We start from the raw sequence: 23,160 nt of genomic DNA on the forward strand, positions 1-23,160 counted from the left end.
CCGGAGGAGGGCCGCCATGAAAGAAAATCACCCAAAAGAGGGAACATCTACATTTGAAAGAATACGTTTTTCAGAGCCTATGACCATTATTTTTGGTGTTATTTTATCTGTTTTATCAGGAATCATCTGCATGCAGATTATGGGTAAGGTTGGAGTTTCAGCAAATACATCCATATTAGGTGCGGTATTAGCAATGCTTGTTTCAAGAATTCCGCTGACGCTATTTGGAAAATTTAAGAATCTTGAGCGCCAGAACTATATTCAGACTATTGTATCCGGTGCGGGTTTTGCAGCTGCAAACTGTGCGTTTGTGGCAGTGGCTATTTTATATGTAATGGGAGAGACACAAGCGATTTTGCCCATGGCCCTTGGCTGTATTTTTGGAACGGTAATCTCCGTTTATACAGTGGGAAGCTTGTATGACTCCCCTTTATTTCCTGCGAAAGAGGCATGGGCACCGGGTGTAGCTACGGCAGAAGTGCTGGAGGCAGGAGATGAGGGCGGAGATAAAGCAAAACGGGTCATTCAGGGAATTGTTGTTGGAATCGTGGGGAGCTTTTTTAAACTGCCGGTAGGTGCGGTAGGCATCGTGTTTATAGCAAATATTGTTTCCATGCTGGCACTCGGAATTGGGCTGCTGGTCCGCGGATACTGTGCTCCATTGACAGGGTTTGACCTTGGAACTACAAGAATACCACAAGGGTTCATGGTAGGAGCAGGGTTAATTGCACTAGTTCAATCTATTATTTCCATCTGCCAAAATTCTTCAAAACGGAAAAAGACTGAAGAGAAAGCAGTTGGAGAAGTGGTGACGGTATCCGCTGCAAAAACAAAGAGTACACTGGTTATTGCATTGCTTACACATGTAGCAGGCGGAGTATTTGTAGGAATAGCCTGTGGTATCTTTACAGGAATGTCTCCTGTTAAAATGATAATTTGGATTGTATGGACTGCATTTGCCTCTGTGGCTTCTATGATTATTATCGGAAAAGCAGCGATGTATTCCGGATGGTTTCCGGGTTTTGCGGTTACCACTATTTTCATGACAATTGGTGTATTGATAGGATTTCCCCCAATCGCAGTCGCAGTGCTCACAGGGTATGTCAGTGCTGTTGGACCATGCTTTGCGGATATGGGGTATGATTTGAAAACGGGCTGGATTATCCGTGGAAAGAGTAAAAATGTAGAGCATGAACTTTATGGGAGAAAGCAGCAGATATATATCGAAATGGTGGGTGCTTTGATTGGAATCATCGTGGTGATTTTCTTTGCAAATATGACGATGAAAGATGGGCTGATTCCTGCAACAAGTACGGTGTTTGCAACTACCGCGGAAATGGGAAGTGATATATCATTGCTAAAAGAATTAATGATATGGGCAGTTCCGGGAGCAATTATTCAGATAATAGGAAGAAAGTATATGTTTGGTGTACTTTTGGCAACAGGACTTTTGATTAATAATCCGGTTTATGGTATTGGTGTTATCGTAGCAGTGATTTTCCGCAAGATTATCGGAGATGAATTTATGAACTGCCGTGATGCCGGACTGATCGCCGGGGACGGATTATTCGGATTTTTCTCAAGTCTGGTAAAAATGTTTATGTAGGGAAAGCTGTGTGGTACAATAACGGTATCTATTTGGGAGGGAGATAAGGCAAATATGACAGATGTGGAGAAAGTAGTTTCATATTTTAAAAAGGTCTGTTCTATTCCCCGGGCATCGGGAGATGAAAAGGCAATCAGTGATTATATCCTAAGCTTTGCTAAGGAAAGAGGGCTGGATATTATGCAGGACGGCAATTACAATCTGATTATTAAAAAGCCGGCTACTGTGCCTGATGCAGGGGACCCTGTTATCCTTCAGGGGCATCTTGATATGGTTTATGTGAGAGAGGAAGGAAGCAGTCATGTATATGAGCATGGAATTGAAGTAAAGGAAGATGAAGAGTTTTATTATGCGGAGGACACTTCTCTTGGAGCGGATAACGGTATTGCAGTTGCATACTGCCTTGCTCTTTTGGATAGTAATGATATGTTACACCCGGATCTTGAAGTTGTGCTTACTGTACAGGAAGAGGTTGGACTGGTCGGAGCAGATAAGATAGACATTTCCTCCTTAAAGGGTACACGCCTTATTAATTTGGATTCGGAGGAAGAAGGGATTTTCTGTACAAGCTGTGCGGGTGGCCTAAGGTGCCGCATGCTCTGGGAACCGGAGTCAGAAAGGCTGGAGGAGGAAAGGGTGCCTCTCAAAGTGATATTTAAGGGGCTCTCAGGCGGTCATTCTGGTATCAATATCGGTATGGGGCTTGGAAATTCCATTGTACTTCTTGGGCGGCTTCTATATTTTCTTAAGGATATGCCGGTGCGTATTAATGAATTAGAGGTGCCTGGAAAAGCGAATGCCATTGCCAATAATGGAAGCGTATGTCTTTACGTAAAGCCGGAGGACCTGGATGAGATAAGAAAGATAGTAGACACGGCCGAAAAAGCGTTCCAGACGGAGCTGCAGTACACAGATTCTGTTTTTCTCGAACTTGAAGAGGGTACAGTGACAAAAGAAGCCTATGTCTATACAGAAGAATACCAGAAAGGAATCCGTGACAGCTTAATGCTGCTGCCAAATGGTGTGGCAGGATATTCATTTGCGATGGAGGGGCTGATTGAGACTTCGATGAATTTAGGTTCACTGACTTTGGAAGGCGGAAAATTAACGCTTCTGATGTCACTGAGAAGTTCTGTGGAATCTCAGAAATATATGTTGAGAGACAAAATACAGATTATTGCGGATACGAACGGTGCATCCTGCATTTTCGAAAGTGATTACCCCGGATGGCAGTATAGAAAGAAGTCACCGCTGCGGGACACGGCAATTGCATTATATGAAGAGATATTTGGAAAAAAAGGCAAGGCTGCGGCAATTCACGCCGGGCTGGAATGTGGGTATTGGGACAGCAAAAAGCCGGGGATGGATATTATTTCCATAGGGCCGGACCTCTATGATGTTCATTCACCAAAAGAAAAAGCGTCTAAAGAATCCATTTTTCAAATGTGGCTGTACCTGACCAGGCTTCTGGAGGTGCTGGCTGAATAAGGTATGGGATAGCTAAAAGGAATAGCTTTAGACAATTATAAGAAAATTTTAAGAACCCTGCGCTTGGAATACACTACAGATTATGATATTCTAAGTGCAGGGTTTGTTATCTTATGCAGTAAGATCAGGCTTTAAGTACACCTATTAACAGGAGGAAAAAGATAAAATGACACAAAGCGAATTCCTCCAGGAGTTGCGTCGGGCATTAGAAAATGATTTGTCTGGCAGCATTGTCCAGGAGAATGTAGAGTTTTATAACCAATATATTGCAGATGAAGTAAAAAAAGGCAAGAGTGAGGAAGACGTACTTCAGATGCTGGGAGACCCATGGATACTTGCCAAGACAGTTATAGACGCTCAGGATGGAACAGATCAATCCGTAATATATGAAACAGGTGGAAATACTTACTCAGGGTATGGCAGCGAGGAAGATATGAGAGGAGGAGATCCGCGTGTACATCTATTTAAGGTTGATGCATGGTGGAAAAAACTGCTTTGGGCACTGGCAATATTTATGATAGTTATTGCTATACTTGCCATAATAACTGGTGTGCTCAGATTTCTGGCTCCGATTCTTGTGCCCCTTTTGATTGTCATGATAATTGTCAGGGCATTGGGCGGCCGGAACCGCTGATAAAGGAGACAACCTGACAGGAATCGATACCATATAAAGCAGGTCAGTATATTTATTTTGTACTTCTTGAACTACTAATGTTCAAGAAGATATATAATTTAAATAACGTAAAAGACCGATGGGGGAGCCATCGGTCTTTTGAGGGGAGTATAAATAATTAATAAGGGGTTGTAGAAAGTAACCTTTCTACAAGAATAAGTATAATATATCAAATTGGAAAAAGCAAGCAAAATTATAAAAAATATTAAAAAAGAAAGTTGCTGATTTTTTAAAATGATGAATAAAAAATAGCATAGAAAGAAACAATATGAGTGTACCAAATAATTTTCTCAGGAGGAATACTCATGTCAAACAATAATAACACAAATAACTCTTCAAAAAATGCAAACTACTCTTCAAAAAACACAAGTAACACAAACAACACAAGTAACACAAACAGCAACTCATATTCATCTTATTCCGATGAACAGAGCAGGAACAAAAACACTAACAAAAATGCTAACAGAAATGCAAATAAGAGTTCTACAAACAACACAACATCTAACAACAGCAGAAACAGCCAAAATATGAATTCTTACAACGAGAAAAACAACTACTAATTTAAGGCGCTTTATACAAAAGGGCACAGGGCAAAACCCACTTTGGTACACGTTTGATGTCAATTTAGGGCGTAGTAAAGTTGAACTTTACTACGCCTTAAATTTATAGTAATATGGATACATAACACCGCAGGAATATAGGAGCGGCATTGTAAAGATATATGGGGGAATTCATGGATAAGATAGAATTAATTGCACCTTGTCATTTCGGACTGGAATCAGTTTTGAAACGGGAGATTCTGGATTTGGGGTACGAAATTGCACAGGTAGAAGACGGAAGAGTTACTTTTTATGGGGACGAGAAGTCAATTTGCAGGGCGAATATTTTTCTGCGTACTGCAGAACGGATTTTGCTGAAGGTGGGAAGCTTTAAGGCGGAGACCTTTGATGAGCTGTTTGAAAATACGAAAAGGATTCCGTGGGAGGCTTATATTCCGAGAGACGGAAAGTTTTGGGTGGCTAAAGCCGCATCCGTAAAAAGCAAACTATTTAGCCCGTCTGATATACAGTCAATTATGAAAAAGGCTATGGTTGAGCGTATGAAATCCCATTACCGTATAACGTGGTTTGAGGAAAACGGCGCTTCATACCCTGTCAGAGTCTTTTTTATGAAAGATATGGTTACAGTGGGGATTGATACTTCGGGAACATCCTTACATAAGCGAGGATACCGGCAGTTATCCAGTAAGGCACCGATTACAGAGACTCTTGCAGCGGCATTAATTATGCTGACGCCATGGAGAGCTGACCGGGTTTTGGTGGATCCATACTGCGGAAGCGGTACATTTCCCATTGAGGCAGCTATGATGGCGGCAAATATAGCACCAGGGATGAACCGTTCTTTTCTGGCGGAAGACTGGGAGAATCTAATTTCCAGAAATTCATGGTATGAGGCAGTGAATGAAGCAAATGACCTGATGGACGATAAAATAGAAGTAGATATACAAGGATATGACATAGATGCTGAAGTTGTGAAAGCGGCAAGACAAAATGCAAGAGATGCCGGTGTGGAACATATGATACATTTTCAGCAGCGTGCAGTAAAAGAACTTAGACATCCTAAGAAATATGGCTTTATTATTACGAACCCTCCATATGGAGAACGGCTGGAAGAAAAGCAGGCACTGCCGCAGTTATATAGTGAATTTGGCGAAAGTTTCCGTAACCTGGATAGCTGGTCTGCATATATGATAACCAGTTATGAAGATGCGGAGAGGTATTTTGGAAGGAAGGCGGATAAAAACCGGAAGATTTACAATGGAATGATTAAGACTTATTTTTATCAGTTCATGGGGCCAAGGCCTCCCAAACCAAAGAAATAGAGGATTGAAAATGGAAAAGAGAATAATTTTTGCAACAGGCAATCAGGACAAGATGAAAGAAATTCATATGATTCTTGCAGACTTGGGGATTCCTATTTATTCCATGAAAGAAGTTGGTATTGATATAGACATTGTGGAGGACGGAACTACTTTTGAAGAAAATGCGGTGATTAAAGCCAAAGCTATCTCACAGATACTGCCTGGTGATATTGTGCTGGCTGATGATTCGGGACTTGAAATTGATTATCTCGATAAGGCACCTGGGATTTATTCTGCCAGGTTTATGGGGGAAGATACGTCATATGATATTAAAAACCAGGCTTTCCTTGATAAATTGGAAGGAGTGCCGGATGAGAAAAGAACTGCCCGCTTTGTATGTGCCATAGCAGCGGCATTTCCCGATGGAACGGTAGAGACAGTCAGAGGTACAATAGAAGGAATTATTGGTCATGAAATAGCAGGAGAGCATGGATTTGGGTTTGACCCTATTTTCTATGTACCGGAGTATGGCTGTTCCACTGCACAGATGGAACCGGACAAAAAGAATGAAATCAGTCACCGCGGCAATGCCCTGCGTGCTATGCGTGAGATTATGAAAAGAAAATATGTTAAATAAGAAACAGGGAAGAAAAATATATGAAAGTTTTAATAGTGAGCGATACTCATGGGAATCATAAGAATCTGGATAAGATATTAGAATCGGTCTCCGATGTAGATATGTTTATCCATCTGGGTGATGTGGAAGGCGGGGAAGAGTATCTGGATGCCGCAGTAAGTTGTGAAAAGCATATGGTCAGGGGAAATAACGACTTTTTTTCAGAGCTTCCCAAAGAAGAAGAGTTCCAGATTGGGAAGTATAAAGTTTTTATTACACATGGACATGGACATTATGTATCGCTTGACTCGGAATACATCAAAGAAGAGGGAAAGGCACGCCGTGTAGATCTGGTTATGTTCGGTCATACACACAGGCCGTTTCTTTATGAGGACGACGAAATTATTGTTTTGAACCCCGGCAGCTTATCCTATCCAAGGCAGGAGGGCCGCAAAGGCAGCTATATGATTATGGAACTGGATGAAGAGGAAAAGCTTCATTTTCATCAGTGCTATCTGAGCTGAAAAAGGCCCAAAACCCCCATTTTTAGAGGGAAAACCAGGGCCCCAAAAAATGTGTAAAAAAATAAAAAATAATTGTTGACATAAGGACAGGCATGTTATATAATAACTATTGTGTCACGGAGAAAAAGTGATAACATTGAATATCGGGGTGTGGCTCAGCTTGGCTAGAGCGCCTGGTTTGGGACCAGGAGGTCGCAGGTTCGAATCCTGTCACCCCGATAATGCGGGTGTAGTTCAATGGTAGAACACTAGCCTTCCAAGCTAGATACGTGGGTTCGATTCCCATCACCCGCTTTCTTGCAGCCTAAAGTTGTGAGAAGTTAGAGCAGGGGATAATCGCATAAGAGTCTGTAGCTCAGCTGGATAGAGCAACGGCCTTCTAAGCCGTAGGTCGAGGGTTCGAATCCCCCCAGGCTCGTTGTGGTGGGTGTGGTGCAGTTGGTTAGCGCGCCAGATTGTGGTTCTGGATATCGTGGGTTCGAGTCCCATCACCCACCTTTTTATGTCTAAGTATTAGTAACGCGGTGTTGGATGTATAAGTCATTAATGGGCTATCGCCAAGCGGTAAGGCACAGGACTTTGACTCCTGCATTCGCTGGTTCGAATCCAGCTAGCCCAGTTTACCCAGGTGAATAGGGAAATTAAATAATATGGGGGCGTGTAGCTCAGTTGGTAGAGCACTTGACTTTTAATCAAGTTGTCCGGAGTTCGAACCTCCGCACGCTCATTAAGTATAAGTGGTGTAAACCCAGTGTTTTCAGGGGTTTGCGCTATTTTTTTATATAATAGGAAACTCGTGTTTCTTATTATATAAAAACCCTCCGGGGGATCGCACTGCGGCGTCAAGGAAGATGTTGCTATCGCAACTCGCCGCAGGCGGAGAATCTCGCAAGCGAGATTCTTTCTTGTATCCCTGAAGTTAGTTCCTGCCGTTTCAGGTTGATATCAAATCTAGTAAGTGTCAGATTCTCACTCCTCCGTAATCCACATCCGTACAGAATACATTCAAACAAATATTTGTCATTTTATAATATTCAATTTTTTCTAATAACTGCTATTATGCACAAATCAAAGCCCTGAAAATTGGTGATATGTTACTGAATTCATATAAAGAAAAAATCATGCTTGCAAGAACATAGGCAATGTGCTAAGATGAGTTCGTAAAAAGCTTGACAATATTGATAATAAAATAATCGTGCTGAGATGATGAGAGCATAGTAAAAGCAACCGGGGTGTTGCTTTTAACTGTGCTCTTTTTTATGTTATAGTGTTATGTGCTCTGATCCATAGATGTTTTGAAACAAACAGAATATGAAAAACAATTATAAAGACTGGATGAAGCAAAAAAATACTTTAGGAGACAGAAAATGAAACAGAATATTAGGGATTTAATGGAAGCGAATCCGATTATCGCGGCAGTAAAGAGCATGGAAGGGTTGGACGTCTGTCTTGCAGTGGGTGGTGTGAAGATTGTATTTCTCTTGTTCGGAGACGTATGCAATATTGGGGAAATTGTAAAAAGAGTGCAGAATTCCGGCCGCATTGCAATGGTACATGTGGATCTTATAGGTGGGTTAAGTTCGAAAGAAGTTGCGATTGATTTTCTCGCACATACCGTACATGCGGACGGAATCATTTCCACGAAGCCCACTATGCTGAAAAGGGCAAGGGAATTGTCCCTCTATACGGTATTGCGGATTTTCATGCTGGATTCCATGGCTTTCGAGAATTTGGAAAAGCAGGTCGACACGGCAAGACCGGACGTGATAGAGATTCTCCCCGGCTTAATGCCGAAGATTATAAAAAGAGTAACGCATTCCGTGCGGATTCCTGTGATTGCGGGAGGGCTGATTGCAGAGAAGGAAGACGTGATGGAAGCGCTCGGAATGGGAGCAATCTCCATTTCCACAACAAATACCGACGTGTGGAAAATGTGAGACAAAGACAATAATAACGTATGAATTACTTGGCCAAGTATTCAAAATAAAAACCAGGAGGTAATTATGAAAAAATATGTAATGGCATTGGACGCGGGAACCACCAGCAACCGATGTATTCTTTTCAATGAGAAGGGTGATATGTGTTCTGTGGCACAAAAAGAATTCACCCAGTATTTTCCTCAGCCAGGGTGGGTGGAACATAACGCAGACGAAATCTGGTCAACACAGTTAGGCGTTGCCGTAGAAGCGATGTCGAAAATCGGGGCAAGCCCTGCGGATATCGCTGCCATTGGTATTACGAATCAGCGGGAGACGACTATTGTGTGGGATAAAGTGACAGGTGAACCGGTCTATAATGCCATCGTCTGGCAGTGCAGGAGAACATCCGAATACTCGGATTCCCTGAAAGATAAAGGTCTGGTGGATTCGTTCCGTGCCAAGACCGGACTGGTAATCGACGCGTACTTTTCTGCAACCAAGCTTAAATGGATTCTCGATAATGTGCCGGGCGTTAAGAAAAGAGCCGAAAACGGGGAACTGCTCTTCGGAACGGTTGAAACATGGCTGATCTGGAAACTGACAAAAGGAAAAGTGCATGTAAGCGACTATTCCAATGCTTCCCGTACTATGCTGTATAATATCAATACCCTGGAATGGGACACGGAAATTCTGGACGAATTGCAGATTCCGATTTGTATGCTTCCCGAAGTAAAACCATCAAGCTGTGTATACGGTGAGGCGGATCCCCAGTTTTTCGGCGGACCGATTCCAATCAGCGGAGCGGCGGGGGACCAGCAGGCGGCTCTCTTCGGGCAGACTTGTTTTAACGCAGGCGAAGCGAAGAATACATATGGTACCGGTTGTTTTATGCTTATGAATACAGGTGAGAAACCAGTATTCTCAAAGAACGGGCTGGTAACTACGATTGCATGGGGACTGGATGGGAAAGTCAACTATGCACTGGAAGGCTCCATTTTTGTGGCGGGCGCAGCGATTCAGTGGCTTCGTGACGAGCTTCGGATTATTGATTCGGCTCCGGATTCCGAGTACATGGCAAAGAAAGTAAAAGACACGAACGGATGCTATGTAGTTCCGGCATTTACAGGTCTTGGAGCGCCGCACTGGGACCAGTATGCCCGCGGAACGATTGTTGGGCTGACCCGTGGTGTAAATAAATATCATATTATTAAAGCAACCCTTGATTCCCTTTGCTATCAGACCAATGACGTCTTGCAGGCTATGAAGGCGGATTCAGGCATAGAGCTTGCCGCATTGAAAGTAGACGGTGGTGCAAGTGCCAATGATTATCTGATGCAGACCCAAGCGGATCTGATCGATGCTCCGGTAAACCGGCCGCAGTGCGTGGAGACTACGGCTATGGGCGCGGCTTATCTGGCCGGTCTTGCGGTGAAATACTGGAACAGTAGAGATGATATCGTGAAGAACTGGGGAATCGACAAGACTTTTACGCCCGCAATCGGAGAAGTAGAGCGCCTTGCCAGAGTGAAGGATTGGAATAAGGCGGTAAAATGTGCGTTCGGATGGGCGAAGGAAGATAAAGGTGAAGAAATGATACCGCAAAAACATGATTTTGTATAGAATGTGAGGTGAAAAATGTTACCATATATTGCAGAATTTTTAGGAACAATGATGTTAATTTTATTGGGTGACGGTGTTGTTGCAAACGTATCCCTGGACAAATCGGGCATGAAAGGCTCCGGAGCGGTTCAGATTACAATTGCATGGGGTCTTGCGGTAATGATTCCCGCTTTCATTTTTGGGACGGCAAGTGGCGCGCACTTTAACCCCGCACTTACGATTGCTCTGGCAGTAGAAGGTTCGTTTGCATGGGGTCTCGTTCCAGGATATATTGTGGCTCAGTTCGCAGGCGGTATTACGGGAGGCGTGTTAGTATACCTTCTTTTCAAAGACCAGTTTGACGCAACGGAATCTCAGGCGACAAAGCTTGGTGTATTCTGTACGAGTCCTTCGGTTCCGAACACCGGACGGAATATCCTTAGCGAAGTAATCGGGACATTTGTCCTTGTATTTGCCATCAAAGGTCTGGCACAGGTGCCGGAAGCACCGCAAGGTGTTGGGAATCTGCTGATTTTCGGTATTATTGTCGCAATTGGTATGTCGCTTGGGGGATTAACGGGATATGCCATTAACCCTGTACGTGACCTGGGACCCAGGATTGCACATTCCCTGTTGCCGATTAAAGACAAAGGCAGCTCCAACTGGCGGTATGCACCTGTAGTAATTACAGGACCGGTCGTCGGGGCGATTCTGGCTGTCTTGCTTTACGGAGTAATTCCGTGGGCATAATCGTAAAAATGCTATAAGAAATGATGTATAATTTAATCTTTGTAACTGCGTGAGTAGATGAGAGCGGGAGAAAGACAGGAAAGGACAATCAGCGGACTGCCATAGTAAAGGCGCCGTAAGCATAGACTTTCCTGTCATCAGAACGTACAAAAGTGGCGTTCTTCTCCCGCTTTTTTTCATCGCATAGGCAAATTCGCCCTGTGCAATGAAAATGCTCTGCGGGATTCTGTCGTAAAATGCTGTTTTGAGTATCAGAGGATTGGCAGGTTTTTAATGCTTGTCCCCTCAAGGAAAGGATGAAGAAAAGATGTATGATGTCATTATAATCGGCGCCGGCGTGTCCGGAGCTGCTGTTGCAAGAGAACTCTCCCGTTATCGGCTAAAGGTGTGCGTGTTGGAAAAAGAAGAGGATGTGTGCTGTGGTACATCAAAAGCGAACAGTGCGCTTATCCATTCGGGTTATGACGCTGCACCTGGTTCTCTGATGGCGAAACTGAACGTGGCGGGGAATACCATGATGGAAGAGCTTTCATTGGAACTGGATTTTCCGTATAAGCGGATCGGTTCATTGATGGTATGTACCTCTAATGAGGATTTGCCCCAGTTGCAAACGCTCTACTCACGGGGAATTCAAAATGGAGTGAAAGGGCTTTCCGTTATAACCCGGAAAGAAGAAATTCGGGAAATGGAACCGAATTTGGCGGACGACGTGGTAGCAGTTCTCCATGCGGCGTCTGCCGGAATCGTGTGCCCTTTTGGATTAAATATCGCAATGGCAGAAAATGCGGCTGCCAACGGTGTGGAGTTTTTCTTTGATACAAAAGTAGAACGAATTTTTAGTAATAAGAAAGAACAAAGAGGTTTTCAGATCAAAACTTCAAAGGGAATATTGGAAACCCGCTGTATCGTCAATGCCGCGGGCGTCTATGCAGATGTATTTCACAACATGGTTAGTAACAGAAAAATCCATATCACAGCTCGTGCCGGTGAGTACTGCCTGCTTGATAAAAGTGCGGGAGAGCATGTAAACCATACGATTTTTGCGCTTCCTACTAAATGGGGAAAGGGCGTGCTGGTGTCACCTACGATACATGGAAACCTTTTAGTAGGACCGACGGCTGTTGATATTGAGGATAAAGAAGATACGGCGACGACTCGTGAAGGGCTTACAGAGCTTATCGAAAAAGCCGGGATGAGTGTCAGGAAGTTGCCTATACGCCAAGTAATCACTTCGTTTACGGGGCTGCGTGCACATGAAGACAATCATGATTTTCTCATCGGAGAATTATCGGACGCACCGGGATTTGTCGATTGCGCCGGCATCGAATCGCCGGGACTTACCGCTTCCCCGGCAATCGGCCTGATGGTTGCGGACATTATAAGGGAGAAACTACAGCCGCAGGTGAATCCTGATTTCAATGGAAAAAGGAAAGGAATCTTGAATCCGAATACATTATCAAAAGAAGAAAGAGCGGCGCTGATCGCCGCAAAACCGGCATACGGAAATGTCATCTGCCGCTGTGAAACCGTGACGGAAGGCGAAATCATAGATGCAATCCGAAGACCTCTCGGGGCAAAATCACTGGATGGGGTAAAACGGCGTGTAAGAGCCGGTATGGGAAGATGTCAGGCAGGTTTTTGCTCGCCGCGGGTTATGGAAATCCTATCTCGCGAGTTGGGCATCGATATGAAGAAAGTGACGAAAAACGGAGCAGGATCGGAGCTTCTGATCGGAACGAATAAGGATAGACTGTAAGGATTCCTGGATATTGACAGCATCAAAGAAATAGATACACGGAAATTCAGAAAGGTGGTTTTAGTATGAAAGAGTATGACATTGTCGTCATCGGAGGTGGCCCGGCAGGTCTGGCGTCGGCTCTTGCAGCAAAGGAAAACGGAATAAAAGATATATTGATTCTGGAAAGGGATCGGGAATTGGGCGGAATCCTGAATCAATGTATCCACAATGGATTCGGATTACATACGTTTAAAGAAGAGCTGACCGGGCCGGAATATGCAGCCCGTTATATTGAAAGGGTTGCCGATATGAAGATTTCTTATAAGCTTCATACGATGGTACTCGACATCCGGCCGGACAAAGTGATCACGGCTATGAATAAAGAAGACGGATTGTTTGAGATACGTGCAAAGGCGATTATCCTGGCAATGGGCTGCAGGGAACGCGCAAGGGGTGCCCTTAATATTCCCGGATATCGACCGGCGGGAATTTTTTCAGCCGGAACCGCACAGTGGTTGGTGAACAAGGAAGGGTACCTTCCAGGGCGGGAAGTGGTTATCTTAGGGTCCGGAGATATTGGCCTTATCATGGCACGCAGAATGACATTAGAAGGTGCAAAGGTAAAAGTGGTCGCGGAGCTGATGCCATATTCCGGCGGACTGAAACGTAATATTGTCCAATGTCTGGACGATTACGGGATTCCGCTGAAGCTTGCACACACGATTATTGATATCAAAGGAAAAAAGCGTCTGGAAGGTGTCACACTGGCTCAGGTGGATGAGAAAGGAAAACCGATTCTGGGAACGGAAGAGGAGTATACCTGCGATACGCTGCTTCTGTCAGTCGGCCTAATCCCTGAAAATGAATTGTCAGGCGGCATGGATGTGGCCATGAATCCTGTGACCTCAGGGCCTTTTGTCAATGAAAGTCTGGAAACAAACATAGAAGGAGTTTTTGCCTGCGGAAATGTACTGCACGTCCATGATCTGGTGGACTTTGTATCGGAAGAAGCGGCGGCTGCAGGGAAAAATGCGGCGAAATATGTAAGCAACCGGAGTGAAAATAGAGTTTCAGCAGCAAATAGTGAAGAAATCGTACAAGACACAAAAGTGTGTCTGAAACCGGTGAACGGAGTGCGTTATACGGTACCGTCTACAATCAACCCTTCTCGTATGGAAGAAAATCAGATTGTCCGTTTTCGGGTAGGAGCAGTCTATAAAAACAAGACAATCGGGGTATATTTTGACGGAGAAGAAGTACTCAAGCGCAAAAGAATGGTTATGGCGCCCGGTGAAATGGAAGAAGTGAAGCTGTCGAAAACCATGTTTTTATCTCATCCGAATGTACAGTCGATTACGATTCAGGTAGAAGACGTGTGAATAGGATCGGGGTATGAGATTAGAAGCAGAAAAAGGAGGATTTTATCATGGAAAAAAGAGAACTGACCTGTATCGGCTGCCCGATGGGTTGTGCCATCACCGTGACAATGAACGGGATGGAAATCAAAGACATTGCAGGGTATACATGCAAACGCGGTGAGATATATGCGCGTAAAGAAGTCATCAGCCCGTCTCGTGTTGTTACATCTACAGTCGTCGTGGACGGAGGAACCGAAAGACGGGTTCCGGTTAAGACGCAGAATGATATCCCGAAGGATAAAATTTTCGAATGTATGAAAGCGCTGAAAGGAATACACATCACAGCGCCGGTTGCAATCGGTGATATCATTCTGGAAAATGTCGCTGGAACTGGAGTCAATATCATAGCAGCAAAAAACATAGAACAACAACATTTTGTGTGAGCAAATATTATCAGAGTGAGATGGAGTCCGGCTTATACTATTTCTACATTGAAGTCAATCTCGTCTAAATTTTCAAGATACAAGGAAATCTTGTAGGAGGGGCTGATGGGTGGCTGCGGGAATGTTTGATTGCAAATTATGGTAGGCGGGGTAATATCTACACCAGTGTCCGTCGAAGCGATGTGCAGGCAGGCGTTGCCCATGATCATGTTGCATATTTCGCCGATAGCGCTTGTAACCAGTTCGTCCTGATCCGTGACTTCCATGCCGCCAAGCATTTCCGATGCAAGTGCCTGGCCTGTTTTGACATTCATGGACAAAATGACTTGTCCGTTGACATCGCCTATGACTCCCATAAGTACCAGGATATCCTGATTATCCGCAGGGGTCTTGGAAGGGTGCACCTCCGCAAGCATAATTGGTTTTGAGGAAAAAGATTCTAATACCGTATACCAGGCATTGATAAAAATATCAGCATATTTGTTTTCCATTTTAGAGCCTCCTTTTTAAGCTGTGTAAGGCAGTCTGAACAGGAAAGACGTACCTTTATTTTCTTCCGTTAAAATTTCCAGTGTGCCCCCAAGGTTTATGCACGCTTTTTGAATTGCAGCCATTCCCACCCCCCTGCCGGAAAGGGAATCCGTACAGGGTTTTGTAGAAAAATGATCGGAAAAAATCAGATTGCAAATTTCACTTTTTGGCATTTTTTCTAACGCCGCGGCTGTATATAAGTGGGTTTTCAACGCTTTTTCTTTTATTTTGTCTATGTTAAGGCCTCTTCCGTCATCCGATATGATGAGGGTGAACCATTTATCATCCAATCTGGTTATATGGCATTCCAAAAGTCCTCTTTCGTCTTTACCGCATGCAAGGCGCTCCTCGTCTGTTTCTATTCCGTGATCCATGGCATTGCGGAAAATATGAACGAGTGCTTTTAAGAAATCGTTGTACTGTTCTTCGTCGATTGCAATGTCATCTCCGTCAACCAGATAAATGGGCATATTTTTTATGACGCGGTTTGCCAGATACTGCAGGTAGTCGCGGTATTGCTCCAAAAAAATTTTGATATTCTTTCGTTTTAGTTCTTCAACCAAGGCGATTGCAGCCGTTGGGGTAAGCGGGCCTTCTGCGGAGCGAATCTTGTCTTCAATTTCCGCTAACTTGGTTTTCGGGAAAGAAATGATTTCGCTTCCATCGAAATAGGAGCTGCCCATAGCCTCGTAGATGATATCAAGATCATCCTTCAATATCTTTTCCGGGTCGCAATCCTTCATGATGTGTTCCACATCGGATATAGTGGCAATTTGTCCGCGATGGGTGATTTGCAGCAAAGCGTCCTCAAATTCGTGCAGCTTGTCCGATGCGGAAATGAACCCATATTGTGCGAAGTCTCCTTTGAATGTGTGGACGGCGCGGAATAACTCATTCAAGTTGTCGGCAAAGCAGCAATCATCTTTGAAATAGCTTCGGTACTCTCCGGAAAAAATCTCGCGAAATTCGTTCAACATCTGTTTAATCTGGGAATGGCGTGTGAAAGCTTTTATTAAGAGCCTCTGTTTGTTTTGATCGTTAATCATGGCTTTTTCCAGATTTATTTTTTCCGTAATGTCGTTTAATATGACCATGACAGCTTTTTGCCCGTCACTTTCTATTCTGCGGTATTCAAAGCGGATATTTTTACCGTTGATGATACAATCCGCCGGCAAGAGCATTAGATATACATTATCCGTTATGGGAGAATAATTCTCAAAATAGCTGTCAAATACCATTTGGAAGATGTCCGGTGGGGCATCTTTGAAATAGGGGGACACCAGATCTATGTAAGGAAGTGAGCCTATGCTCTCTCCAAAGAGACTTACACATTTGTAACTGAATTCATTTTTTATAATCAGGTCCTTGCCAAACCATAAAAATCCCTGATCCGCATGATCTAGCAGGTTTCTTACCGCGGCTGATTGATATTCGAGAGTTTGGCGGAACAGTTTTTCCTGATCATGGGCAGCCACCAATTTTTGCTGCTGGTTTTTTAAAACGCTGATCTGCGCCTCGTTTTGTTTGGAAAGTTCAATTAGAAATAGCTGGATGCTGACTACACCTATGTAAGCATTATTTTTATAAATTATTATGTAGTCATATAATTTACGTGGCTCCCGATTCATAGCCTGAATACTAATCTTTGATATACTTTCATTTACATCAGCTTTCAGAATATCCGTATCCATCAAGAGACTGGCAGGTCGCTTCATATAGAGCGAATTTCCGTAGTATGTCCCCATCTTCTGAAAAAAGGCCGTACGCATGACAAGCCCCATGGGAGAGCCGTTCTCTGTAATTACAATACCTTCCACATCGCCATTATTTTCAAATAATGTTTTGACAGATTCACCGTAAGAGGAGGACTCTAGGGTCGGTGTCTGTATGATAAATTGCTCCAGCCCGCTTTCGTTATCAAATACGTTAAAGTTATTATTTTGCATTGATGACATTTTTACAGCCTCCCATTCCAGCATTAAGGACAGTATTGATGACATTGGTAACAGTTTCTTCCTTAAACGGCTTGATGATATAATGCCTGGCTCCCTTGTTCATCGCCTCAATAATTTTCACTTCCTGGCCCAAAGCAGAAATCATGACAATGCATGCGTTTTTATCCAGCATATGAATTCTTTGCAGAGCGGATATCCCGTCAAGCTGCGGCATGGTGATATCCATAGTAACTAAATCCGGCTGGGTGCTCATATATTTCTCAATGGCCTCCTGACCGTTGACTGCTTCGGCGACAACTTCATAACCTTGCTTTTCAAAAATCTTTTTCAGATTCATTCTTATAATGAGAGAATCGTCAACAATCATAATTCTTTTCATAATAACCTCCATTCAGTTAAAGTATAAGTTTTATGCCATTATCCTATCTTACCAATGTTAAAGAAATATACTTGTTTATGTAAAACTTAGAATTATTAATGTTTCATTGAAGCCGGGAAAAGTCTATTAATAAGTTGACAAACTATAATTCTTATAATATACTTAATCAGTAATTTACAAAGCGCAAAAAACGGCGTACTTGTAATTATTGGCCAAAGCTTAATTTGCGGATGTGGCGGAATTGGCAGACGCGCTAGATTTAGGATCTAGTGTCCACGACGTGCAGGTTCAAGTCCTGTCATCCGCATCTGAAAGACATATCTTCCTCTAAGGGAAAGGTATGTTTTTTTAATGCGAAAAATTAAGTTTCAGTATAACTAAAGCAAATCTGCTTTAGTTTGAAATTAAAACTTTTACCGCTTCATATACTTGTAATATGGAGGGGACGATTATGGCTATCAAAATAAGAAAAAGAGTCTTTATCACAACCATCTGTCTGATTCTATTTGGGATGATTTGTTATTTTACACTGCCTCATATTAAAAGTTTATCCCAAAAATCATCAAAGAAAGTGATTGCAGGGGGCAGCCTTCATGCCTCATTGCATGATTCCAACACTATACCAGTAATAAATCAAGGGGACAATATTAGCAGTGAACGCTTTCAGCGGCCGTCTAAAGAGTTTCCATACCCTAATCCATACACATTCGGGGACTTTCAAAAAGATAATGAAGAACCGCCGCTGGTGACAAAGAAATTTGATAACCCCAAGGACCTAATTCTTGTATACTATGGAATATTGCGGGAGGCATCCAATATGCTTGGGTATTCTGGCGGATGCGGCAGTATTGGGTGGTCCACATTGCCTTATCCCTACGCATATGAATTGCTGACAAAAGAAAAGCAAAAGCAAATACCATTTGACCAGTTTGTTGATTCGTTTCAGGGAATAGGATATACGACGCTTTTGAAACTGCTCCCTGCATACACGCCGCCAGATACACCTTCCGGGACGAAATACTATATGGTTGAAATAGAGGTGATAACCGGAGCTAAAGCAAATACCGACACGGAGTATAACCAAGGCAGTCAATTTGCCTACTATTACGGCATGGTTACAGTTGAGGAGACCCCTGGTGAGGGATGGAAGATTAAGGATATTGGCTATATTCCTGAGGATTTTCTCTGTGCACCGATGCACAGTTGGTTTTATCTCTCTGACGCCGTAGTGCAAATTGTATACGGAGATAATCTGAAGTTGATTAATAAAATAGATAGAACCGAGCAAAATGATGATATGATTAGTATTTATGCGTCTGGAAACGGAAAAAGTTATCGGTTTGACTTTGTCAGACTTACAAATGGATATGATATTCTTCTTCATGAATACATTCTTGATAATGGAGATTGGAAAGAAATAAGCCTATTAACTGATGATTGGGGAGATATGAAGCTGACCATAAAAAACAACCAGCTAAAATATTACTAGTCACAGGTATACTTATCTTTCTTAGCACATAATAATCTATAAATATTCGATTATAGTCTGTGTATGGGTGGAAGATGGAAAAAATATTAGATGAAAACTATTATGACTTTATAATTAACAACACGCTGGCGTTGCAGAGTGAGGGTGAATCTATTACTGTTTTAAATGAAAGGCACTCTATGCTCCATGTACCGGTCAATATTTTTAATATGTGTGATCTTGGTATGTACCCATACAATAGATTTCCTACATTATTTACTCTGTTATCACAATTGAGTCTTGACAGTTCCAATATATCTCAGATACAGGCGAATCCATCTCTGGCCCTATTTGGGACGGGGGTCCTTATTGGTATCATTGATACAGGGGTGGACTATACACATCCTGCGTTTAAAAGAAGCGATAATACATCCCGCATTGTTTCTATTTGGGATCAGACGATCCAAAGTGGGTATCCGCCTGAGGGATTTACTTATGGTACCGAATATGATAATCAAATATTAAACCTTGCGTTAAGAACAGAGGAGCCTTTTACTATAGTACCATCCACTGATACAAATGGGCATGGTACAGCAATAGCAAGTATTGTAGCGGGAAGCCCGGATCCTGAAAATTCATTTACAGGAGTTGTCCCTCAATCCCAGTTGGTGGTAGTAAAGTTAAAGGAAGCAAAGCAAAATCTACGCAGAATTTTTTCGGTGCCTGAGGATGTGGTGTGTTTTCAAGAAACGGATATTATTCTTGGAATCCGTTATGTACTTAGTGTTGCACAAAGATTAGGGAGGCCGATTGTTATCTTAATCGCAGTTGGCTCCAGTATGTCGGGACATGAGGGAGTGGGGGCAACAAGCAGTTACATAGACTTTCTTTCACAGCTTTCTCATGTGAATGTTGTTGTTTCGGCTGGAAATGAGGGGAATAAGAACAGACACTTTTATGGAAATGTCCGGGCTGCCCCGTATGTCCAGGAATTTGAATTGAAGATATCTTCAAACGACCCTTTTTTTTCCTTTCAGATCTGGCCCGATATCCAGGCCAGATTAGCTGTACAAATTATTGCACCAACAGGTGAAATGACATCACTCATTTACCCCTCTATTGGGACGTGTGTGAATCATCAGTTTGTATTTAGCCAGACTGAGATGTGGGTTAATAATATATTACTTGAAGAAGAAAACGGAAGCCAGCTTATATTGATTCGTTTTGTAAATGCTTCGGAAGGAATCTGGCGTGTGCGTGTCAATGGTATTGATCAGGCTCCTTTTTCATATAATAGCTGGCTGCCAAGCGGCGATATGATTTCGAATGAGACCTTTTTCTTATTATCCACTCCTGACACAACAATTACTGCTCCCGGCAATGCAGATCATGTGCTGACCGTAACTGCTTACGATCAAGTCACGGGAAGTATTATAATAGATTCCAGCAGGGGATATACACGGGGGGGCAGGGTTAAGCCTGATGTGGCGGCGCCGGGAAGTATGGTTCCATGTGCTGTCCCGGGAGGCGGTTACGCCAGTTTAACAGGAACCGGCGCCGCCGCTGCCCATGCGTCAGGTGCTGTTGCCATGGTTTTTGAATGGGCAGTTGTCCGCGGAAATTATACATCCCTTACAGGGAAGGATGTCAACAGTCTGATTATCCGGGGGGCCACCAGAAATCCTATTTATGCATATCCCAATAACATATGGGGATATGGAAAATTAAATATGTATGCTCTTTTTGAGCTGCTGACTTTCATTTAGCCGGTGTTAAAGAGGATTCAAGGCTATTTTCTAAATGCAAACTTAGGTACTCCTTTTTCAGTAGGAACATTGACTTCTCCCTGAATCAGAGGCTGTGCATATGCAATGAATTCCTGGCTGACATCGGTTCCATCTTTTGTGATCCAATCAAGAGGTATCGTTTTTTCCTGGTTGCAGATGAGATTTACATCAGCAGTTACATAGTCAATAGTATAAGGCTCATCACTGCTTCTTTTAAAAGCAATCATTTTACCAGTTTCCCCTTCCAAAGCACACTGCACTCCGTAGGCTCCGGAGGCAATTGCTTCTTTCTGGTCTGTTCCTGACAGCATAGTGGAGGAGCAGCGCTGGCAGACATTCAGTTCGATAGAACGTACTTTTACGCCGAGCCTGTCTTTGACCAGATTTTCAAGATACTTGCCGGAACCTGTCAACATTTTGTGGCCAAAAGCGTCTACTCCGATATCGCTGGAAAATTCACAGATGAAGGTTCCGTTTTTATCGTGGATTCCCTCAGAAATGCAGACAACAAGGTTCGGTGTTGTTTCCAAGGCTTCAGCGACCTTTTTGAGGAACAGTTCCTGGTCAAAGTCAGTTTCCGGCAGATAGATTAAGACAGGGTTGTCCCCATCAAATTTACGGGCAAGGGCACTGGCCGCGGCCAGCCATCCGGCATGGCGGCCCATAATCTCTACAATCGTAACAGATTTTTTGTTGTCGTATACCGAAGCATCAATGCCGATTTCCCTGACTGTGGATGCAATGTACTTAGCTGCGCTGCCAAAACCTGGCGTGTGGTCTGTTTCCACCAGGTCATTATCAATGGTCTTGGGAATTCCGATAACTTTGATATCAGAGCCAGTTTTTTCCGCATAACGGGAGAGCTTACTCACCGTGTCCATAGAGTCATTACCGCCTATGTAAAAAAAGTAACCGATGTTCATGGCATGGAATTTCTCAAACAGCGTGGCATATACGGGATTATCCAAATTTTCAGGCAGTTTGTATCTGCATGAACCCAGGTATGAGCCGGGGGTGGTTTTAATTAGTTCCAATTCACCGGATAGTTCCAGGGGTTTCATGTCCATGCAGCGGTCGTTTAAAAAGCCTTCTATTCCGTTAATCATCCCATACACGGTGCCGAAAGAGTCTTCTCTGTTCAGTGCTTCATAGACTACTCCGTAAAGGCTGGCGTTAATAACTGCGGTTGGTCCGCCGGACTGGCCGACAATAACATTTTTTTTCATAATAATTCCTCCAAAGTGATTTCAGGTTTTTATATATTAACTATAATGGATAAATACTTTTTTTACAACCGGTACAAACTGTAGAAGGTGTAAATTATAGTAATTGTTCAGAACCATGAACAGATACAATTTATCAGAAAACAGTTGGAAATTTAGAAGATATGCATTATAATTGCAGTATCTGAATAAAGAGGTGTGATTATGAAATATATATCATTTGCAGTTCCGTGTTACAATTCGGAAGCCTACATGGAAAAAGCGATTCAATCAATTTTAAAAGGTGGGGAAGATGTAGAGATTATTGTCGTGAATGACGGATCTACAGACAAGACTAAGAAACTGGCCAAGCATTATGCAGAGTTGTACCCCACGATTGTAAAGGTGGTAAATAAGGAAAATGGAGGACATGGGGACGCGGTGAATTCTGGGCTTTCCCATGCGACGGGCAGGTATTTTAAAGTTGTAGACAGCGATGACTGGGTAGATGAGGATGCCTTGCTGAAGATTTTAGATACTGTGAAGGGGTTTGTCCATGCAGAAACCGAGGTAGATATGATGGTGGCCAATTATGTTTATGAGAAGGTAGGTGTGGAACATAAGAAGGTTATTCATTACCGTAATGTACTTCCGCAAAACCAGGTTTTCCACTGGGATGATATTGGACATTTCCATTTAGACCAGTATATTTTGATGCATTCTGTTATTTACCGGACAGAGATGCTCAAGCTCTGCCAGCTGAAGCTGCCAAAGCATACATTTTATGTAGATAATATTTATGTCTATTTTCCACTGCCTCATGTGAGGACTATGTACTATATGGATGTGGACTTTTACCGGTATTTTATAGGCCGGGAGGACCAGTCTGTAAATGAGAAGGTTATGATCAGCAGGATTGACCAGCAGATATTTGTAACAAAATCTATGATAGCCATGTATGAGCTCAGAATGATCTCCAGTAAAAAGCTCAGAAAGTATATGGTTAATTATCTTGCGATTATGATGACTGTGTCGTCCATTTTGTGTATCCGGTCTAAGAAACAAGAGAATCTGGAGAAAAAAACGGAACTTTGGAAGTATCTGAAAAAGAAAGATTACAGCACTTATGCAAAGATTCGTTATGGAATTCTGGGGCAGACAATCAACCTCCCCGGCAGATCAGGCCGAAAGGTTTCATCTATGGTTTACAGTGTGGCCAGAAGGCTGATTGGGTTTAATTAGCAATTCAATAAGTATAATTTA

20 protein-coding genes and 7 tRNA genes are annotated in these 23,160 nt (G+C 43.0%); 23 read left to right on the plus strand and 4 right to left on the minus strand.

Annotated features, from left to right (window positions below):
- Positions 1-16: 16 nt before the first annotated feature.
- The 19 genes from A8805_RS13225 to A8805_RS13315 all read left to right on the plus strand — a co-directional run bounded on the left by A8805_RS13225 (position 17) and on the right by A8805_RS13315 (position 14,575).
- Positions 17-1,606: an OPT/YSL family transporter gene (locus A8805_RS13225; RefSeq protein WP_109711896.1), complete on the plus strand. Its 1,590-nt coding sequence runs from the start codon at positions 17-19 to the stop codon at positions 1,604-1,606.
- Positions 1,607-1,660: 54 nt separating this feature from the next.
- Positions 1,661-3,094, plus strand: a complete 1,434-nt coding sequence (pepD, locus tag A8805_RS13230; RefSeq protein ID WP_109711897.1) for a beta-Ala-His dipeptidase — start codon at positions 1,661-1,663, stop codon at positions 3,092-3,094.
- 166 nt (positions 3,095-3,260) lie between these two features.
- Positions 3,261-3,728, plus strand: coding sequence for a DUF1700 domain-containing protein (locus A8805_RS13235; RefSeq protein ID WP_109711899.1), 468 nt, complete (start codon positions 3,261-3,263; stop codon positions 3,726-3,728).
- Positions 3,729-4,072: 344 nt separating this feature from the next.
- Positions 4,073-4,327, plus strand: coding sequence for a hypothetical protein (locus tag A8805_RS13240; RefSeq protein WP_109711901.1), 255 nt, complete (start codon positions 4,073-4,075; stop codon positions 4,325-4,327).
- A gap of 173 nt (positions 4,328-4,500) precedes the next feature.
- Positions 4,501-5,649 (plus strand): THUMP domain-containing class I SAM-dependent RNA methyltransferase, encoded by a 1,149-nt coding sequence (locus A8805_RS13245; protein WP_109711903.1) that lies wholly within the window; start codon positions 4,501-4,503, stop codon positions 5,647-5,649.
- A gap of 10 nt (positions 5,650-5,659) precedes the next feature.
- Complete coding sequence (locus A8805_RS13250) at positions 5,660-6,265, plus strand: XTP/dITP diphosphatase (RefSeq protein ID WP_109711905.1); 606 nt, start codon at positions 5,660-5,662, stop codon at positions 6,263-6,265.
- Between the two features lie 20 nt (positions 6,266-6,285).
- Positions 6,286-6,768: a metallophosphoesterase family protein gene (locus tag A8805_RS13255; RefSeq protein WP_109711907.1), complete on the plus strand. Its 483-nt coding sequence runs from the start codon at positions 6,286-6,288 to the stop codon at positions 6,766-6,768.
- A 144-nt stretch (positions 6,769-6,912) separates the two neighbouring features.
- A tRNA-Pro gene (locus tag A8805_RS13260) sits at positions 6,913-6,987 on the plus strand.
- A gap of 4 nt (positions 6,988-6,991) precedes the next feature.
- Positions 6,992-7,062, plus strand: a tRNA-Gly gene (locus tag A8805_RS13265).
- 50 nt (positions 7,063-7,112) lie between these two features.
- Positions 7,113-7,186: transfer RNA gene (locus tag A8805_RS13270), tRNA-Arg, on the plus strand.
- Between the two features lie 5 nt (positions 7,187-7,191).
- A tRNA-His gene (locus tag A8805_RS13275) sits at positions 7,192-7,265 on the plus strand.
- Between the two features lie 50 nt (positions 7,266-7,315).
- Positions 7,316-7,387, plus strand: a tRNA-Gln gene (locus A8805_RS13280).
- Between the two features lie 35 nt (positions 7,388-7,422).
- Positions 7,423-7,495 (plus strand) — tRNA-Lys (locus A8805_RS13285).
- A 640-nt stretch (positions 7,496-8,135) separates the two neighbouring features.
- Entirely contained in the window at positions 8,136-8,705 is a 570-nt protein-coding gene (locus A8805_RS13290; RefSeq protein ID WP_109711909.1) for a glycerol-3-phosphate responsive antiterminator, read from the plus strand.
- A gap of 66 nt (positions 8,706-8,771) precedes the next feature.
- Positions 8,772-10,307, plus strand: a complete 1,536-nt coding sequence (glpK, locus tag A8805_RS13295) for a glycerol kinase GlpK (protein ID WP_109711911.1) — start codon at positions 8,772-8,774, stop codon at positions 10,305-10,307.
- Between the two features lie 15 nt (positions 10,308-10,322).
- Positions 10,323-11,036 (plus strand): MIP/aquaporin family protein, encoded by a 714-nt coding sequence (locus A8805_RS13300; protein ID WP_109711913.1) that lies wholly within the window; start codon positions 10,323-10,325, stop codon positions 11,034-11,036.
- 307 nt (positions 11,037-11,343) lie between these two features.
- Positions 11,344-12,792: an NAD(P)/FAD-dependent oxidoreductase gene (locus A8805_RS13305; protein WP_109711978.1), complete on the plus strand. Its 1,449-nt coding sequence runs from the start codon at positions 11,344-11,346 to the stop codon at positions 12,790-12,792.
- Positions 12,793-12,857: 65 nt separating this feature from the next.
- The gene (locus tag A8805_RS13310) at positions 12,858-14,153 is read left to right on the plus strand and encodes an NAD(P)/FAD-dependent oxidoreductase (RefSeq protein ID WP_109711915.1); all 1,296 of its coding nucleotides are present in this window, start codon (positions 12,858-12,860) and stop codon (positions 14,151-14,153) included.
- 47 nt (positions 14,154-14,200) lie between these two features.
- Positions 14,201-14,575, plus strand: coding sequence for a DUF1667 domain-containing protein (locus A8805_RS13315; protein WP_109711917.1), 375 nt, complete (start codon positions 14,201-14,203; stop codon positions 14,573-14,575).
- A gap of 32 nt (positions 14,576-14,607) precedes the next feature.
- Here A8805_RS13315 and A8805_RS13320 read toward each other — a convergent pair whose 3' ends face one another.
- The 3 genes from A8805_RS13320 to A8805_RS13330 are packed head-to-tail and all read right to left on the minus strand — an operon-like array spanning position 14,608 to position 17,440.
- On the minus strand, positions 14,608-15,066 hold the full coding sequence (locus A8805_RS13320) for a chemotaxis protein CheX (protein WP_109711919.1): 459 nt from the start codon (positions 15,064-15,066) through the stop codon (positions 14,608-14,610).
- A gap of 15 nt (positions 15,067-15,081) precedes the next feature.
- Positions 15,082-17,061, minus strand: coding sequence for an ATP-binding protein (locus A8805_RS13325; RefSeq protein WP_181392839.1), 1,980 nt, complete (start codon positions 17,059-17,061; stop codon positions 15,082-15,084).
- Positions 17,042-17,440 carry a response regulator gene (locus tag A8805_RS13330; protein ID WP_109711923.1) on the minus strand — a complete coding sequence of 133 codons (399 nt, stop codon included), beginning with the start codon at positions 17,438-17,440 and terminating at the stop codon, positions 17,042-17,044. The genes A8805_RS13325 and A8805_RS13330 overlap by 20 nt, the downstream gene beginning before the upstream one ends.
- 226 nt (positions 17,441-17,666) lie before the next feature.
- On the opposite strand from A8805_RS13330, the gene A8805_RS13335 reads away from it, so the two are divergent.
- From A8805_RS13335 to A8805_RS13345, 3 genes are all read left to right on the plus strand, one after another.
- Positions 17,667-17,747, plus strand: a tRNA-Leu gene (locus A8805_RS13335).
- Positions 17,748-17,891: 144 nt separating this feature from the next.
- Positions 17,892-18,929: a hypothetical protein gene (locus A8805_RS13340; RefSeq protein WP_109711925.1), complete on the plus strand. Its 1,038-nt coding sequence runs from the start codon at positions 17,892-17,894 to the stop codon at positions 18,927-18,929.
- Between the two features lie 74 nt (positions 18,930-19,003).
- A complete protein-coding gene (locus A8805_RS13345) occupies positions 19,004-20,674 on the plus strand; it encodes a S8 family peptidase (RefSeq protein WP_109711927.1) in 1,671 nt (556 codons plus the stop codon).
- Between the two features lie 23 nt (positions 20,675-20,697).
- Here A8805_RS13345 and A8805_RS13350 read toward each other — a convergent pair whose 3' ends face one another.
- Positions 20,698-21,921, minus strand: coding sequence for a 6-phosphofructokinase (locus A8805_RS13350; protein ID WP_109711929.1), 1,224 nt, complete (start codon positions 21,919-21,921; stop codon positions 20,698-20,700).
- A gap of 201 nt (positions 21,922-22,122) precedes the next feature.
- On the opposite strand from A8805_RS13350, the gene A8805_RS13355 reads away from it, so the two are divergent.
- Positions 22,123-23,139, plus strand: coding sequence for a glycosyltransferase family 2 protein (locus A8805_RS13355; RefSeq protein ID WP_109711931.1), 1,017 nt, complete (start codon positions 22,123-22,125; stop codon positions 23,137-23,139).
- Positions 23,140-23,160 lie beyond the last annotated feature (21 nt).

This window comes from Faecalicatena contorta, assembly GCF_003149105.1.
Taxonomy (GTDB): Bacteria; Bacillota; Clostridia; order Lachnospirales; family Lachnospiraceae; genus Muricomes; species Muricomes contortus_C.

What these genes read in the sequence shown, in the direction of transcription:
- A8805_RS13225 (WP_109711896.1), top strand. Translation starts at nt 17, where the DNA reads ATGAAAGAAAATCACCCAAAAGAGGGAACATCTACATTTGAAAGAATA.
- pepD (WP_109711897.1), top strand. Translation starts at nt 1,661, where the DNA reads ATGACAGATGTGGAGAAAGTAGTTTCATATTTTAAAAAGGTCTGTTCT.
- A8805_RS13235 (WP_109711899.1), top strand. Translation starts at nt 3,261, where the DNA reads ATGACACAAAGCGAATTCCTCCAGGAGTTGCGTCGGGCATTAGAAAAT.
- A8805_RS13240 (WP_109711901.1), top strand. Translation starts at nt 4,073, where the DNA reads ATGTCAAACAATAATAACACAAATAACTCTTCAAAAAATGCAAACTAC.
- A8805_RS13245 (WP_109711903.1), top strand. Translation starts at nt 4,501, where the DNA reads ATGGATAAGATAGAATTAATTGCACCTTGTCATTTCGGACTGGAATCA.
- A8805_RS13250 (WP_109711905.1), top strand. Translation starts at nt 5,660, where the DNA reads ATGGAAAAGAGAATAATTTTTGCAACAGGCAATCAGGACAAGATGAAA.
- A8805_RS13255 (WP_109711907.1), top strand. Translation starts at nt 6,286, where the DNA reads ATGAAAGTTTTAATAGTGAGCGATACTCATGGGAATCATAAGAATCTG.
- A8805_RS13290 (WP_109711909.1), top strand. Translation starts at nt 8,136, where the DNA reads ATGAAACAGAATATTAGGGATTTAATGGAAGCGAATCCGATTATCGCG.
- glpK (WP_109711911.1), top strand. Translation starts at nt 8,772, where the DNA reads ATGAAAAAATATGTAATGGCATTGGACGCGGGAACCACCAGCAACCGA.
- A8805_RS13300 (WP_109711913.1), top strand. Translation starts at nt 10,323, where the DNA reads ATGTTACCATATATTGCAGAATTTTTAGGAACAATGATGTTAATTTTA.
- A8805_RS13305 (WP_109711978.1), top strand. Translation starts at nt 11,344, where the DNA reads ATGTATGATGTCATTATAATCGGCGCCGGCGTGTCCGGAGCTGCTGTT.
- A8805_RS13310 (WP_109711915.1), top strand. Translation starts at nt 12,858, where the DNA reads ATGAAAGAGTATGACATTGTCGTCATCGGAGGTGGCCCGGCAGGTCTG.
- A8805_RS13315 (WP_109711917.1), top strand. Translation starts at nt 14,201, where the DNA reads ATGGAAAAAAGAGAACTGACCTGTATCGGCTGCCCGATGGGTTGTGCC.
- A8805_RS13320 (WP_109711919.1), bottom strand. Translation starts at nt 15,066, where the DNA reads ATGGAAAACAAATATGCTGATATTTTTATCAATGCCTGGTATACGGTA.
- A8805_RS13325 (WP_181392839.1), bottom strand. Translation starts at nt 17,061, where the DNA reads ATGTCATCAATGCAAAATAATAACTTTAACGTATTTGATAACGAAAGC.
- A8805_RS13330 (WP_109711923.1), bottom strand. Translation starts at nt 17,440, where the DNA reads ATGAAAAGAATTATGATTGTTGACGATTCTCTCATTATAAGAATGAAT.
- A8805_RS13340 (WP_109711925.1), top strand. Translation starts at nt 17,892, where the DNA reads ATGGCTATCAAAATAAGAAAAAGAGTCTTTATCACAACCATCTGTCTG.
- A8805_RS13345 (WP_109711927.1), top strand. Translation starts at nt 19,004, where the DNA reads ATGGAAAAAATATTAGATGAAAACTATTATGACTTTATAATTAACAAC.
- A8805_RS13350 (WP_109711929.1), bottom strand. Translation starts at nt 21,921, where the DNA reads ATGAAAAAAAATGTTATTGTCGGCCAGTCCGGCGGACCAACCGCAGTT.
- A8805_RS13355 (WP_109711931.1), top strand. Translation starts at nt 22,123, where the DNA reads ATGAAATATATATCATTTGCAGTTCCGTGTTACAATTCGGAAGCCTAC.